This window comes from Nonomuraea coxensis DSM 45129 (assembly GCF_019397265.1).
Taxonomy (GTDB): Bacteria; Actinomycetota; Actinomycetes; order Streptosporangiales; family Streptosporangiaceae; genus Nonomuraea; species Nonomuraea coxensis.
On record NZ_CP068985.1, the window covers coordinates 4003360 to 4016369 of the forward strand.

The following is a 13010-nucleotide window of genomic DNA, read 5'->3' on the forward strand; positions in this document are numbered from 1 at the left end:
GAGCGGTAGCGTCTTCCCATGCGACTCGGCGTGCTGGACATCGGCTCGAACACGGTGCATCTCCTCGTCGTGGACGCCCATCACGGCGCCCGGCCCATCCCCGCGTACTCCCACAAGGAGGAGCTGCGCCTGACGGAGTACCTCGGCGAGGACAACCGGCTCGCCGAGCGGGGTGTCGAGCGGCTGTGCGCCTTCGTCAAGGAGGCCGTCGAGCTGGCCGAGGACAAGGGCGTGGAGGACCTGCTCGGCTTCGCCACCTCCGCCGTGCGCGAGGCGGCCAACGGCGAGGAGGTGCTGGCGCGCGTCGAGGACGGCTGCGGCGTGCGCATCGAGGTGCTGTCCGGGCGCGACGAGGCCCGGCTGACCTTCCTCGCCGTGCGCCGGTGGTTCGGCTGGTCGTCGGGGCGGCTGCTCGCCTTCGACATCGGCGGCGGCTCGCTGGAGATCGCGGCCGGCGTGGACGAGGAGCCCGACGTGGCCGTCTCGCTGCCGCTGGGGGCCGGGCGGCTGACCCGCGACTGGTTCACCGCCGACCCGCCGCCCGCCGACGAGGTGCGCAGGCTGCGGCGGCACGTCCGCACCGAGATCGCGCGCACCGTCGGCTCCGTCGTGCGCCACGGCCGGCCCCACCGCGCCGTCGCCACCTCCAAGACCTTCAAGCAGCTCGCCAGGATCGCCGGGGCCGCGCCCACCAGCGAGGGCCTGTACGTGCCCCGCCGCCTCACCCGCCAGGACACCGCCGACTGGGTGACCAAGCTCACCGGGATGAGCGCGGCCGAGCGGGGGCGGCTGTCCGGGGTGTCCGAGGGGCGGGCCGCGCAGCTCGCGGCGGGGGCGCTGGTCGCGGACGCGGCCATGGACCTGTTCGAGGTGGACCGCCTGGAGGTGTGCCCGTGGGCGCTGCGCGAGGGCGTCATCCTGCGCCGGCTCGACCTGCTGCCGGGCCGGCTCGACCCGTCGGGGCTGGTCGCGGACTGACCCGGCTCGCGTCCAAGTAAGGGCGATATATCCGCATAAGTTGGCATAACCCGCTGGTGATCGGGAACTTTCCGCCAGATGTTGGACGTGCTCGGCGCCATCGGGTCCCTGCTGGTCGTGCTGCTGCTCATCGCCGCCGCGATCGCCGTCACCGCCGTGATCGCCCTGGCCGCGTTCGTCGTCATGGCGGGCTCCATGGTCCGCTGGAGGCACCTGTGGCGGCGCCTGACGGGCCGGGAGCGGCGGCTGACCGTGAAGCTGAGCGGCGAGCGCGTCCCCGAGCGGCGGCGGGGCGAGCTGAGCGGCCGCACTCCGCGCCTGCGCCGCCACTTTCCCCTGGAGGTCAGGCGACGTCGCGGCGCAGGGGTCTGAGCAGCGCCGCCGAGCTCGCCAGCGCCGCGTACCCGAGCAGGACCAGCGCCCCGGCCAGGGGTGACAGCAGGCGGACGGGCTCGCTGGACAACTGCTGGGCCAGGGCGTCGGCCACGGCCGTGAAGTCGGTCAGCGCCGCGGTCGCGCCGCCGGGCAGCAGGGGATAGAGGTGACGGACGCCCGGGATCATCATGAGCAGCAGCTCCGCCCCGTACAGGTAGCCGACCACCACGCACAGCGCCGCGACCTGGTGGCGGATCAGCGCGCCCATGCCCACGCCGAGCACCGTGTAGGCGGCCATCGCGACCGCCAGGCGGGCCAGGAGCTCGATGACGGTCCCGGCGCTCAGGCCCAGGGCGACGCCGCGGGCCGCGGCGGCCCCGAACAGCGACACGGCGGCGGTGCCCGACAGGACGAGCCCGTAGACCATGCCCGCGCACCCGTGGACGGCGAGCTTGGCGGCCAGCACGCGCCAGCGGTCCGGCGCGTACAGGAACGTGAAGGTGATGGTCCGGTGCCGGTACTCGGAGGTCACGGCCAGGGTGCCGACGGCGGCCGGGACGAACGCGGTGAAGCCGAGAAAGCCGAGGACGGCCCGGACGCCGGCCTCGGTGTGCAGCCCCGGCATCGGCGGGTCGAAGTTCTCCGGCCCGACGAGGGCCAGCAGCCCGATCAGGCCACCGCCGAGGAGAGCGGCGGCGAGCAGGGTGCCCAGCCACGTCCGGGTCGCGAGCAGCCTGCGGAACTCCGCGTGGATCAGGGGTCTCATGCGTTCGTCCGTTCGCCGGTCAGGTCCAGGAAGAGCTCTTCCAGGCTGGGCTGGTGGGCGGCCAGGCCGTGGACGCGCAGCCCGTGCGCCGCGGCCAGGTCGGCGATCCGGGCCGGCTCCAGCCCGTGCACCCGCAGGTCGTGGGGTCCGTCCTGGTCGATCCGGCGGGCGCCGGGCGCCAGGGCGCGGGCGAGCAGGGCCGCGTCCGGGCTGCTCACCCGTACGGTCCGCTCCGCGCCTGCGAGGTCGCCCAGGGCTCCGGCGGCCAGCAGCCGTCCGCGCCGGATGACCACGACGTCGTCGGCGACCTGCTGGACCTCGCTCAGCACGTGGCTGGAGACGAGGACGGCGCGGCCCTGCCCGGCCAGGTCGCGCAGGAACGAGCGGAGCCAGGCCGTGCCCTCGGGGTCCAGGCCGTTGCCCGGCTCGTCCAGCAGCAGGACGCCGGGATCCCCGAGCAGGGCGGTGGCCAGGGTGAGCCGCCGGCGCATGCCGGTGGAGCAGGCGCCCGTCGCGCGGTCGCCGGCGGAGGCCAGGCCGAGCAGGCCGAGCAGCTCCTCGACCCGGCGGTCCGGGTGGCCGCCCATAGCCGCGTAGATCCTCAGATGGTCGCGCGCCGAGTGCCGCGGGTGGAAGGCGGAGGCGTCGAAGGCCGCCCCCACCACGGTGGTCGGGCGCGGGATGTCGCGGTAGCGCCGCCCGCCGATCGTCACGCCGCCGGAGGTCGGCGCGACGTGGTCCACCATCATGCGCATGGTCGTGGTCTTGCCGGCGCCGTTGGGGCCGAGGAAGGCGGTGACCGCTCCCGGCCTGACGGTGAAGCTGAGGTCGTCGACGGCGGTGAACGTGCCGTACCTCTTGGTCAGGCCGCGCACCTCGACGCCGCTCATGCGGCCCTCGCCCGGATGGTCCCGGCGAGCCGGTCGGCGCCGGCAACCGAGATCACGACCTCGTCGAACTCGCCGCCGGAACCCCCGCGGTCCAGCAGCAGCCGCAGTCCGGGCAGGTGGCGGTTCACCGACACCAGTTGCCGTGGGCCGCCGTGGAGGCCCCACACGCCGATCTTGGTGTGGCCGGACACGGCCAGTCCGCTGCGCGCGCCGCGCGGGACGCGCAGCGGCTGAGCGGTGGCGTCCGCCCGCCGGACGGCCGCCAGGGGGATGACGTGCCGGGCGCGGCCGGCGAAGAACCGCTCCCAGGGACCGAACTCCACGACGATCGAGGCGCCGTCGATGATGACTGTCGCCATGTGTCAACCTTCTTCCGTCAGGGGGAGCAGCATCGTCGCCAGCAGCCGGGGCGTGCGCCCCGGCCGCGGCTCGTTGGCGAGCAGGGGCTGGACCAGGGCGGCGAACCCCTGCGCGAAACGTACGAACTCCTCGTCGTCCAGGTGCAGCACCACCTGCTGGTAGCCGACGCCGTCGGCCGCCAGGTCGATGTGCTCCCTGGCCAGGTAGCGCGAGAACTCCGCCAGCAGGCCGGCCATGAACGCGGTGAAGTGCCGCGCGTGCTCCTCGGGGGAGGCCGAGGCCAGCGCTTCGGGGGAGGGGGTGACCCCGCCCTCCGGCACCGCGTACACCCGCTCGGTGGCGCCGCCGACCTTGCGCTCCTCCACCACCTGCAGCAGGCCGGCCCGCGCCAGCGTGGCGATGTGCCGGTAGAGCGTCGCCTGCGGCACGTCGGGCAGCAGGCCCGCCAGGTCGGACGACGTGCGGCGGGCGCCGGCGGCGGCGCGCAGGATGCGGATGCGCACGGGGTGCAGCGCCAGCTGCGCCCAGTGCTCTGCGGATGTCCTCACACCCAGACACTATCATTATCGATAATGAGAATGAACGGGGAAGGCGAACGGCGGGAAGGCGGTGGCCGCCTTCCCGCCGTCAGGGAAAGGGCGTCAGCGTGAGGCGGGGGAGGAGTGGTGGTCGGCGGACATCAGGTGGGGCCCGGCGGCCCCGGGCATGTACCGGAGGCGCTTCTCCAGGCACACCACCGCCCCGTTCTCCCGCTTGTTGGTGAAGCGGATGTCGTCGGCGAGCGCCCGCATGATCATCAGCCCGCGCCCGTGCTCGGCCCCCGGCTTGGGCTCCTCGAGCTTGTCCGGGTCGAAACCGTGACCGGTGTCCACGACCCGGATGATGCACCGGTCGTCGTGGACGTTGGCGCTGACGGTGTACTCGTCGCTCGGCTCGGCGTGCCGGATCACGTTGGCGCAGGCCTCGGTGAGCATGAGTTCGATGTCGTCGCGGATCTGGCCCTCGACGCCGAGCGAGCGCAGAGTGCCGTCCAGCATCTGCCTGATCAGCGGGACGCTCGCGGCATCCCTCGGCAGCCGGAGCGCTATCGAGGCCTCCACGACTTCTCCTTCCCTGCGGAACGCGTGGCTGCCTTCTGCCCGAGATCGCGGGACGCAATCGTCGGGGGCCGCGCATGTGACGTCCGGGGAGGCCGGCTCACATGTCCACGAGCCGCCGCGCCACCTCCATGGACGCCTTGGCGATCTCGTCCTCGGTCAGGCCGTCCTGCGCCGTCATCCACTTGCCCGCGTGCAGCGCGACCAGCGCCAGCGAGCGGCTGATCCGCTCCACCGGCGTGGCGCCGGGCTCGCTCAGCTCGGCCGTGAGCGCCAGCATCGCCTCGCGCATCTTGATGAGCTTCGGATGGGCGCGCAGGGCCGTCTGGTTGCGCTCCAGGAAGCGGGTGACCTCCAGGTGGCTGGGGCGGGCCAGGTTCGCGGCGTAGCGCTCCAGCAGCGAGCGGCGCGTCTCCGGCGTCCTCGGGCGCGTCCGCGCCCACTCCACCAGCTCCTCGATCTCGGCCACGCGCAGGTCGACCAGGCTCGCCACGATGTCGTCCTTGGTCTTGAAGTGGTAGTAGAGCGCGGCCTTCGTCACGCCGAGCTCCTCGGCGATCTCCCGCAGCGAGGTCGCCTCGTACCCCTGCTCGGTGAAGAGCCGCAGCGCGACCTCCTGAATCCGGGTACGCGTGTCTTCCCGCACTGTGCACCATTTTCGACTTGACGGCCGGTAAGTAAGTATCCAGCTTATGCGGCGAAAAAGGAGAGGTGCCCGCTGGGGGTTTTGACGACAATTGTCCCCATGCACACCTTCCGACGACCGCGCCCGGACGACGCGGCCGCCCTGTACGACCTCGTCTCGGCCTACGAGACCGCCGTCCTCGGCGGACCGGACATGACCCTCCAGGACGTCGAGGACGAGCTCGCCGAGCCCGGCTTCGACCTCGACCGCGACGGCTGGGTCGCCGAAGGGCCTGGCGGCCGCCTGCTCGCCAACGCCTGGGCCTACGCCAACAGCGACAGCGACCTGGTCGACGTGGACGTCATCGTCCGCCCCGGCTCCGAGGAACTGATCGAACCGCTCTGGGAGAAGGTCCTCGGCCGCGCCCGCGAGCTGGCCGCCGAGCGCGGCCACGACGGCGCCACCGTCCACATCGGCGTCTACCGCGCCGACCAGGGCAAGCAGACCCTCGCCAAGGAGCACGGCTTCGAGCCCGGCACCAGCTTCCACCGCATGCGGATCGACTTCGACGGCCCGGTCGGGCCGCCCGCCCCGCCCGCCGGGCTCACGCTGCACTCCGGGGAGAGCGAGGAGGTACGGCGCGAGGCGCACCGCGTCCACCAGGAGGGCTTCGCCGAGCACTTCGGGTTCGCCCCCGCCACCTACGAGCACTGGTACGAGCGCCGCCAGGCCCAGAACGCCACCGACTGGAGCCAGCTCGCCCTGGCCAGGATCGACGGCCGCCCGGCCGGCGTGGTCATCGGCACCGACCAGTTCCTGCCCGACCAGGGCTGCGGCTACGTCGCCACGCTCGCCGTGCTGCCCGAGTTCCGCGGGCGCGGCCTCGGCCGCTTCCTGCTCCTGCACGCCTTCGCCGCCGACGCCGCCCGCGGCAGGAAGGGCACGATCCTGCACGTCGACTCCAACAACACCACCCCGGCGCTCGACCTGTACGAGTCCGCCGGCATGCGCCAGGTGATGGCCTTCGACGTCTGGCGCCGCAGGCTCTAGCCCCGGCCCGCCTCGATCCGGTGCCGGGACAGGTGCTCCAGCACCGCCTGGTTCGCCTCCCACCCGTCGGGGAACTTCACCGGCACCCCGAGCTGCACCGGCTCGGCCGACGGGTGGGCGTCCAGCAGCTCGGCGATCCCGGCCCTGGCCACCACCACGCAGGCGTGCCGGTGCCGGGAGGCGAGCACGCACAGCCGCCCCGACTCCAGGTGGAAGGCCGTCGCGTCGCGCCGCCCCGACAGCGGGTGCAGCACGATCGTCACGTCGTACTCGCGGCCCTGGAGCCGGTTGGCGGTGTCCACGGTGATCTCCGGCGGCAGGCCGGCCGCGCGGATCGCCGCCACCTGGTCGCGGTGCGCGGCCCCGACCGCGATCCGGTCGGCGGTGACCGGCCGCTCGCCCTGCTCCGAGCCCGCCACCGCGCCGCGCTGCAGCAGCCGCTCCGCCAGCAGCGCCACCGCCCCCACCGCCTCGCCGTCGGTGCGCACGGTGTGCCGGTTGGGCAGCTCCAGCAGCGCCCACCCGGAGCGGGCCGCCTCTTCAAGTGCCCGGTCGTGCGGGGTGCCGAGGCCGCCGGTGACCAGCTCCATGCGCCGCTCGCCCGGCCCGGTGCCGGAACGGAACCCGGTGAACGGGTAGAACGCCCGCGACACCACCGGCGCGGCCGTCGCCGGCAGCCGCCACGACACCGGCAGCCGGTGCACCGGCAGGTCCGGGTTGTGCCGCAGCAGCACCGACACCGCGCTCTGCAGCGGGTCCCACGACAGCCCCGACCAGCGGTCGCCGTCCACGATCGAGAACGGGTCGAGCTGCCCGGGATCGCCCACGAACAACGCCCGCTCGAACAGCCCCGCGATACGCAGCAGCTTGTCCGAGCGCATCTGGTAGGCCTCGTCCACGATCGCCCACGGCCACCTGCGGTCGCCGATCCAGGCCCACTTGTCGGCCGTGGCGATGACGATGTCCGGATCGCCGAGGTCCTGCACCCGCGTGCCGACCCGGACGCCGGCCAGCTCCAGCAGGCGCGGCGGGGGCGCGTACGCGCCGGCCGACAGCCGGCCGACCGTCAGGTGCGGGTGCTTGTCGCAGATGCGCACCACCAGGTCGTCGACCTGCTCGTTCGTCTGGGCGACGATCATCAGCGGCTCGCCGGTGGCCGCGAGGTGCGCCGCCGCGCGCACCACCAGCGTGGACTTGCCCGCGCCCGGCGGGGAGTCCACGACCACGCCCCGGTGCCGGGGCAGGTCGGCCAGCACGTCCGCGATGACCTGCTCGGGGCTGGGCTCCTGGCCGGTGGTCACGACCATTCCTCCTGGGCGTCCTCGTCGTCGGGCACGTACTGCTGGGGCGGCCCGCCGTGCGTCCACGGCGTGGCCTCGGCGTCGGGCAGGCCGGGCGAGCCCTGGAAGTCGCCGGTGAGCGAGGTGTAGCAGACCCGCTCGCCGACGTCCGGCACCGACCCCGGCGCGGCCGTCTTCCCCCGCCCCATGCCCTTGGTGATCTTCACGGTGACCAGGCCCTCGTGCGCCTCGACCAGCTCGGCGCCCTGGGCGCGGCGCTCCGGGGTGCCGAGCGCCGTGCCGGGCGGCAGCAGCACCGGGTCGTCGGTCTTGACGACGACCAGCGGGCGCAGCTTGCGCGAACGGCCCTCGCCCTCGGCGTTGTCGGGCACGGTCTCCACGACCTCGCCGGCGAACGCCTCGCCGGTCAGCCGGTACTCGGCCATCACCAGCGGGTCGTCGTAGGCGCGCTGCACCTCGTAGGCGGCCTGGGCGCGCTCCATGCGGGCCAGCCGGGCCGCGGCGGACACCGCGCCGTCCCTGCGGGGCTGCGGCGGGCCGCCCTCCGCGACGCTCTCGGCCATGGCGCTGAACGAGGCCCGGTCCTGCTCCCACCGCTGCGCCACGCTCGCGCCCGGCTCCAGGCCCGCCAGCAGGTCGAGCGCCCGCCACATCAGCCGCCAGGTCGGCGCGAGCTGGGTGCGCAGCGCCTCCGTGACCCGTTCGGCCGACCCGCTCTCGATGGCCGGGGCCAGCACCTCGGCGTCGAACCCCGGATCGGTCGCCGGACCGGCGGGCGGCCACACCAGCGGGTCCTCGGCCTCCTCGCGCGGCCCCTCGGTGATCCACGCGACCAGCGACGCGAGGTTGCCGTCCTCCAGCCCGCTCTGCCCGCTCGCCCAGTGCCGGCCCAGCTCCTCCGTCGCGGCCAGCGTGAGCGACGACCCCGGGTACGCGGCCCGCTCGGCGAAGTACGTCAGCCACCGCCCGAGCAGCGGCACCGACTCCGGCACCGGGTAGGGGCCGTCGGCCCGGCGGAACCGGGTGGAACGGCCGAGCAGCCGGGCGAAGGCCACGCCGCCGGTGTTGGGCACGACGAGCTGCGGCGCGTCGAGCGCCCGCTCGTACGGGTCGCCGCCGCGCCGCTCGACCGTCTCGGTGTCGTGCACAAAGCTCTCGACGTACGGCAGCAGCACCCCGGCCAGCTCGGCCGCCCACGCGAAGCGCAGGTCGCGGTTGCGCGGCTGGGGCACCACGAGCAGGCGCGGCCGGTCGCGGTCGTCGCCGAGCATCGCGGCGAGCGGCGCGGCGGCCTCGCCGGACAGCCGCAGCGGCACGAACACCATCGGCCGCGCCGACAGATGACAGTGCCGCACGGTCGCGACCGGCTGGGCGATGCCCTCGTCCAGGGCCCGCAGCCGGGCCAGCGAGGTCAGCAGGCTCACTTGTCACACACTCCCGAGGCACTCCCTGCGCAGGCGCTCGGCGTTGCGCAGCAGCCGGGCGATCTCCTCCTGGCCCTCGGCCGGGTCGCGGGTGCCGTCGGCCAGGCCCAGGGCCTCGGCCACGGACGCCACCCCGCCGAGCTCGTCGCGCACCTGCCGGCCGAGCAGGTCGGAGGCGCCCTCCTGGCGGGCCTCGTCGCGGCAGAAGAAGCACAGGTCGCAGGTGGACAGGCACTCCGGCGCGTAGCGGGCGGTGGTGCGGCGCACCGCGTCGGCCAGCTCGGCGACCGGCCGCGTGGGGCGGCCGTCCTCGCCGGGGCGCAGGTCGAAGGTGAGGTCCTCGGGCAGGCCGGCCATCAGCCGGTCGAGGGTCGTCATGCGGGCGAGCTGGCGGCGCAGCACGGCGAGCTGGCGGCGCACGTCCACCAGGGAGGCGGCCGGGCGGTTGGCGAAGTTCTCGGGGCAGACCAGCACCACGTCGTGGGAGACCCGCAGCGGGTCGTGGCCCAGCTCCTCCAGCAGGGCGCGCAGCGCCAGGACGTACACCGCGGCCTGCCGGGCCGCCGCGGCCACCGCCGACGGCTCGGCCTGCCCGTCGATCACCGCGAACGACTTGATCTCCACGATGTGGAAGCGCCCGCCGAGCTGGAACGCCACCACGTCGGGCTCCAGGAAGGCGGTGTGCCCGGCGATGGTGAGGGCGAGCAGCGGATGGTCGTAGAGCGTGCCCGCGTCGTCCTCGCCGCGCGCGGCCCGGTCGATCAGCGAGCGGGTGTGGGCGTGACGCAGGTGGGCGCCGGTCCTCGCGTCGGTGTTCTCGCCGACGTTCTGGACGTCGTGGTAGGCGACCTCGGCGACCGGCAGGCGCAGCAGCTCGCGCAGCATCCGCAGCAGCTCAGCGCAGCCGTCGGCCTTGACCAGCGCCTCGAAGGCGTTGCCGCGGGTGATCGCGAACGGCGACTGCCCGAACGGCGCGGGGAAGCCGAGATGGCGGGCGGCGGCGTCCTTGTCGAGACCGGCGCCGTCCATGAGGGCGCGGCGGGCGCAGCCGGGGTTGGCGGCGAGCGCCGCGATGGCGCGGGCGTCGTGGGGGCGCGGCGGCGTGGTGCCGCGCAGCGCGTCGAGCCGGTGCGCGGGATCGCCCTCGCGCTTCAAGCCGCTCACGTGGCGTACTCCTTCTTGATCGTGCTCAGCGTAGCGGCGCCGAACAGCCGGGCGACGTCATCAAGCTGCCGCGCGGCGCGTCGGGCCAGCTCGGCGCGGTCGCGCGTGTCGCGCGGGGCGTGCACGGCCAGCTCGGCGCGGGCCGCCGCGACCACCCGGTCCGGGTCGGGAGGGCCGAGCGAGCCGTCGGTGGCGCCGGGGATGTTCCTGGCCATGCGCAGGAGTAACCGGCCCGCGCGCGGATCGGCGTGCTCGCGCCCGGCCACGGCGATCGCGCAGGTCAGGAAGTCGACGCGGGGGCTGAGCGGCCCGACCACGCGCCGCTCCAGCGGCCAGGTGCTCAGCGTGAGCAGGCCGCGGGCGGGGGAGAGGCGGTCGGTCAGCGCGGCGCACAGATAGTACGGCCGCCCGTACGGCGCCGACCGGAACGAGCGCTCCTCGTCCCTGCGCAGGCTGGTGAGCTGGGCGCTGCGGATCGTGCCGCCGAGGAACGCCTCGCTGACCGCCACCACCAGGCGCGGCTGGGCGGTCGCGCCGAGCAGCCGCAGCCCCTGGTGGACCTGCTCACGGACGGTGACCAGCGGGGCCGTCTTCGCCGCGGGCTCCTCGGGCTGCTCGCCGCCCACCAGGGCGTCCCAGGCCCGCTCGGCGGCGCGCAGCTCGGCCCGCAGGCCGCGGGCGGCGCCGCCGTCCCGTGCGCGCATGGCCCTGCGCACGCCGGCCCGCAGCTCGTCGATCCGCCGTTCGAGCTCGTCCAGCCGGTCACTCATGTGCGCGAGCGTACCAACAGTCCCAGCATTTTCCAGTAAATTCGCGGCAGTTCCGAAATCTACTTCGTAAAGGGGACGGGACTGTATCTTCCGATCAGCGCCGAATAAGGGGCCGGTCAACAGGGGACACTGGACCCTGTGAGCCGTGGGTTGCGTCATCTGCTGGGCGCCGTCGCCGGGCTGGCGGCCCTCGCCCCCGTCTACTACCTCACCGAGGCGGGCGCGCGGGCGCTGCGCGCGGGCACCGTGGCCGCCGGGCCGTCGCCCGCCGGCCTCGGCTGCCTCATGGCGGTGGCGGCGATCGTCGCGCTGCTCGCCGCCTGGCCGCCGGCGGCCCTGTCCTGCGGCCTGCCGCTGGCGGCCGTGGGCACGCTGTTCGCGCTCGACGCCTCCGGCGCCATCGCCGCCGCGGCCACCCTCCCGTACGCCGGCGGCCTGCCCTGGACCCGGCCCGGCGCCGTGCTCTGGGCGGAGGCGGCCGAGCCGCCCGGCGCCCTCGCCGGGCTCACCGGCCTCTACGCGCTCATCGGCGTCCTCCTCGTGCTCTCGGCGCTGCTCCCGCGCCGTCGGCGATCTATCCTGGGCCCGTGAGCGGACGCGACCCCGACCGGCGCAGGGCGCTGCTCGACGCCGCCGACCGCGCCATCGCCGCCGAGGGCCCCGACGTGTCGATGGCCGCCATCGCCGCCGCCGCGGGCGTCACCAAGCCCATCCTCTACCGCCACTTCGGCGACAGGAGCGGCCTGTACGAAGCCCTCGCCGACCGCCACGTGCGCACCGTGATCGCCCAGCTCCGGCCGCGGTTCGCCGCGGGGGGCGGCGGCCTGCGCGCCCGCGCGACCGCCACCATCACCGCCTACCTCGACCTCGTCTCCGCCAACCTCAACCTCTACCGCTTCCTGTTCCACCGCGCCGGGCCCGAGGACGCCCGCACCCGCTCCCGCGTCACCTCCCTGGTCCGCAGCCTCGGCGAGGAGCTGGGCGGCGTGCTCGCCGCCGAAGGGGTGGTGCCCGACCCGGTGCGGGCGCAGGTGCTCGGGCACGCCTTCGTCGGCATGGTGCAGACCACCGGCGACTGGTGGCTCGACCAGCCCGGCCTCGACCGCGACGAGGTGGTGGAGAGCCTGGTGGACGTCATCACGTCCGCCGTCACCGGGCCGGTGCTCACTCGCCGAAGCGGGACAGCTTCCCGTGCCGGCGGGCGTACGTGAGCGCCCACGCGAACAACCCCACCGTGCCCGCCAGGTAGACCACGTCGAGCCCGGCGGCCCAGGCCAGCCGGTCCCACGGCACCGGGCCGCCGGCCATGACCGTGCGCATGCCCTCGAACACGTGCGAGGCGGGCAGGAACTCCGCCATGGCCCGCAGCGGCGCGGGCAGCACGGACACCGGGTAGAAGATCCCGGCCAGCGGCTGCACCATGAACACGATGGACCAGGCGATGACCTGCGCGTTCTCGCCGAAGCGGAGCACCGCCGCGATGCCGACCAGCCCGAGCGACCAGCCGAGCACGAGCAGCACCCCCATGAACGGCACCAGCCCCACGCCGATGGCGGTCACGCCGAAGCCGTACAGGCCGAGGGCGAGCGCCGCCATCACGGCCAGCGCGAAGATCACCTTGCCCAGCGAGAACAGCACGAGCCCGGCCAGGTACTCGGCGCTGGACAGCGGGCTGACCTGCACGTTCAGCAGGTTGCGCGACCAGATGTCCTGCAGGAAGGCCATCGAGATCTCGTTGCTGGCCTTGTGCAGCACCTGCCACAGCAGCACCGCTCCCAGCAGGAACGTCACCGCGAACGGCACCCGCTGCGCCTGCAGGAACACCGTCATGAACCCCCACAGCACCAGCTCCACGCCGGGCCAGAAGAAGATCTCGAAGACGCGGACCGGGCTGCGCAGGGCGTACAGGCGGGCGAAGGCGTCCAGCACCTCGCCCACCCGCAGCACCCCGGGCAGGTCCACGTAACTGGCGGCGAAGTTGATCCCGCTGAGCGCCTCGGTCCGGTGGCGGGCCAGCTCCATGCCGAACAGCTCGATGCTGCCCGCGTCGGGGGTGATGAGGCCCAGCAGCATGTGGAGGGTCGTCGACTTGCCGGCGCCGTTGGGGCCGAGCAGACCCACGATCTCGCCCTCGCCGACGGTGAGGCTCACGTCACGGACGGCCGTGACAGGCCCGAACCGCTTCACCAGATGGGACGCCCGCAGAATGA

General features: G+C 74.3%; 16 protein-coding genes. 5 read left to right on the forward strand and 11 right to left on the reverse strand.

Annotation, left to right across the window (positions count from 1 at the left end; genetic code table 11):
• The first annotated feature begins 18 nt into the window (after positions 1-18).
• The gene (locus tag Nocox_RS18695) at positions 19-978 is read left to right on the forward strand and encodes a Ppx/GppA family phosphatase (protein WP_020539880.1); all 960 of its coding nucleotides are present in this window, start codon (positions 19-21) and stop codon (positions 976-978) included.
• Between the two features lie 78 nt (positions 979-1056).
• A complete protein-coding gene (locus Nocox_RS18700) occupies positions 1057-1350 on the forward strand; it encodes a hypothetical protein (RefSeq protein ID WP_020539879.1) in 294 nt (97 codons plus the stop codon).
• Here the strand turns inward: Nocox_RS18700 and Nocox_RS18705 are convergent.
• The 6 genes from Nocox_RS18705 to Nocox_RS18730 all read right to left on the reverse strand — a co-directional run bounded on the left by Nocox_RS18705 (position 1322) and on the right by Nocox_RS18730 (position 5112).
• Positions 1322-2119 carry an ABC transporter permease gene (locus tag Nocox_RS18705; RefSeq protein ID WP_020539878.1) on the reverse strand — a complete coding sequence of 266 codons (798 nt, stop codon included), beginning with the start codon at positions 2117-2119 and terminating at the stop codon, positions 1322-1324. The genes Nocox_RS18700 and Nocox_RS18705 overlap by 29 nt on opposite strands.
• Positions 2116-3009, reverse strand: coding sequence for an ABC transporter ATP-binding protein (locus tag Nocox_RS18710; protein ID WP_020539877.1), 894 nt, complete (start codon positions 3007-3009; stop codon positions 2116-2118). The genes Nocox_RS18705 and Nocox_RS18710 overlap by 4 nt, the downstream gene beginning before the upstream one ends.
• Positions 3006-3368, reverse strand: coding sequence for a hypothetical protein (locus Nocox_RS18715; RefSeq protein WP_020539876.1), 363 nt, complete (start codon positions 3366-3368; stop codon positions 3006-3008). The genes Nocox_RS18710 and Nocox_RS18715 overlap by 4 nt, the downstream gene beginning before the upstream one ends.
• A 3-nt stretch (positions 3369-3371) precedes the next feature.
• On the reverse strand, positions 3372-3917 hold the full coding sequence (locus tag Nocox_RS18720; RefSeq protein WP_020539875.1) for a helix-turn-helix domain-containing protein: 546 nt from the start codon (positions 3915-3917) through the stop codon (positions 3372-3374).
• 93 nt (positions 3918-4010) lie between these two features.
• Complete coding sequence (locus Nocox_RS18725; RefSeq protein ID WP_020539874.1) at positions 4011-4469, reverse strand: ATP-binding protein; 459 nt, start codon at positions 4467-4469, stop codon at positions 4011-4013.
• A gap of 97 nt (positions 4470-4566) precedes the next feature.
• On the reverse strand, positions 4567-5112 hold the full coding sequence (locus Nocox_RS18730) for a TetR/AcrR family transcriptional regulator (protein WP_020539873.1): 546 nt from the start codon (positions 5110-5112) through the stop codon (positions 4567-4569).
• Between the two features lie 99 nt (positions 5113-5211).
• Between Nocox_RS18730 and Nocox_RS18735 the strand changes: the two genes are divergently transcribed.
• Positions 5212-6141, forward strand: a complete 930-nt coding sequence (locus Nocox_RS18735; protein ID WP_020539872.1) for a GNAT family N-acetyltransferase — start codon at positions 5212-5214, stop codon at positions 6139-6141.
• Here Nocox_RS18735 and Nocox_RS18740 read toward each other — a convergent pair.
• From Nocox_RS18740 to Nocox_RS18755, 4 genes are read right to left on the reverse strand one after another with little or no spacing between them, the layout of a single operon-like run.
• Entirely contained in the window at positions 6138-7448 is a 1311-nt protein-coding gene (locus Nocox_RS18740; protein ID WP_020539871.1) for an AAA family ATPase, read from the reverse strand. The genes Nocox_RS18735 and Nocox_RS18740 overlap by 4 nt on opposite strands.
• Positions 7439-8866, reverse strand: a complete 1428-nt coding sequence (locus tag Nocox_RS18745) for a hypothetical protein (RefSeq protein WP_020539870.1) — start codon at positions 8864-8866, stop codon at positions 7439-7441. Before Nocox_RS18745 ends, Nocox_RS18740 begins: the two co-directional genes overlap by 10 nt.
• A 3-nt stretch (positions 8867-8869) precedes the next feature.
• Positions 8870-10030 (reverse strand): hypothetical protein, encoded by a 1161-nt coding sequence (locus Nocox_RS18750; protein ID WP_020539869.1) that lies wholly within the window; start codon positions 10028-10030, stop codon positions 8870-8872.
• Positions 10027-10800: a hypothetical protein gene (locus tag Nocox_RS18755; RefSeq protein WP_020539868.1), complete on the reverse strand. Its 774-nt coding sequence runs from the start codon at positions 10798-10800 to the stop codon at positions 10027-10029. Before Nocox_RS18755 ends, Nocox_RS18750 begins: the two co-directional genes overlap by 4 nt.
• Before the next feature lie 138 nt (positions 10801-10938).
• On the opposite strand from Nocox_RS18755, the gene Nocox_RS18760 reads away from it, so the two are divergent.
• Positions 10939-11391 (forward strand): hypothetical protein, encoded by a 453-nt coding sequence (locus Nocox_RS18760; protein WP_157382701.1) that lies wholly within the window; start codon positions 10939-10941, stop codon positions 11389-11391.
• Positions 11388-12011: a TetR/AcrR family transcriptional regulator gene (locus Nocox_RS18765; protein ID WP_020539866.1), complete on the forward strand. Its 624-nt coding sequence runs from the start codon at positions 11388-11390 to the stop codon at positions 12009-12011. Before Nocox_RS18760 ends, Nocox_RS18765 begins: the two co-directional genes overlap by 4 nt.
• On the opposite strand, the gene Nocox_RS43090 is transcribed toward Nocox_RS18765, so the two are convergent.
• Positions 11965-12951: an ATP-binding cassette domain-containing protein gene (locus Nocox_RS43090; RefSeq protein WP_281426320.1), complete on the reverse strand. Its 987-nt coding sequence runs from the start codon at positions 12949-12951 to the stop codon at positions 11965-11967. The two genes, Nocox_RS18765 and Nocox_RS43090, sit on opposite strands and share 47 nt — an antisense overlap.
• Positions 12952-13010 lie beyond the last annotated feature (59 nt).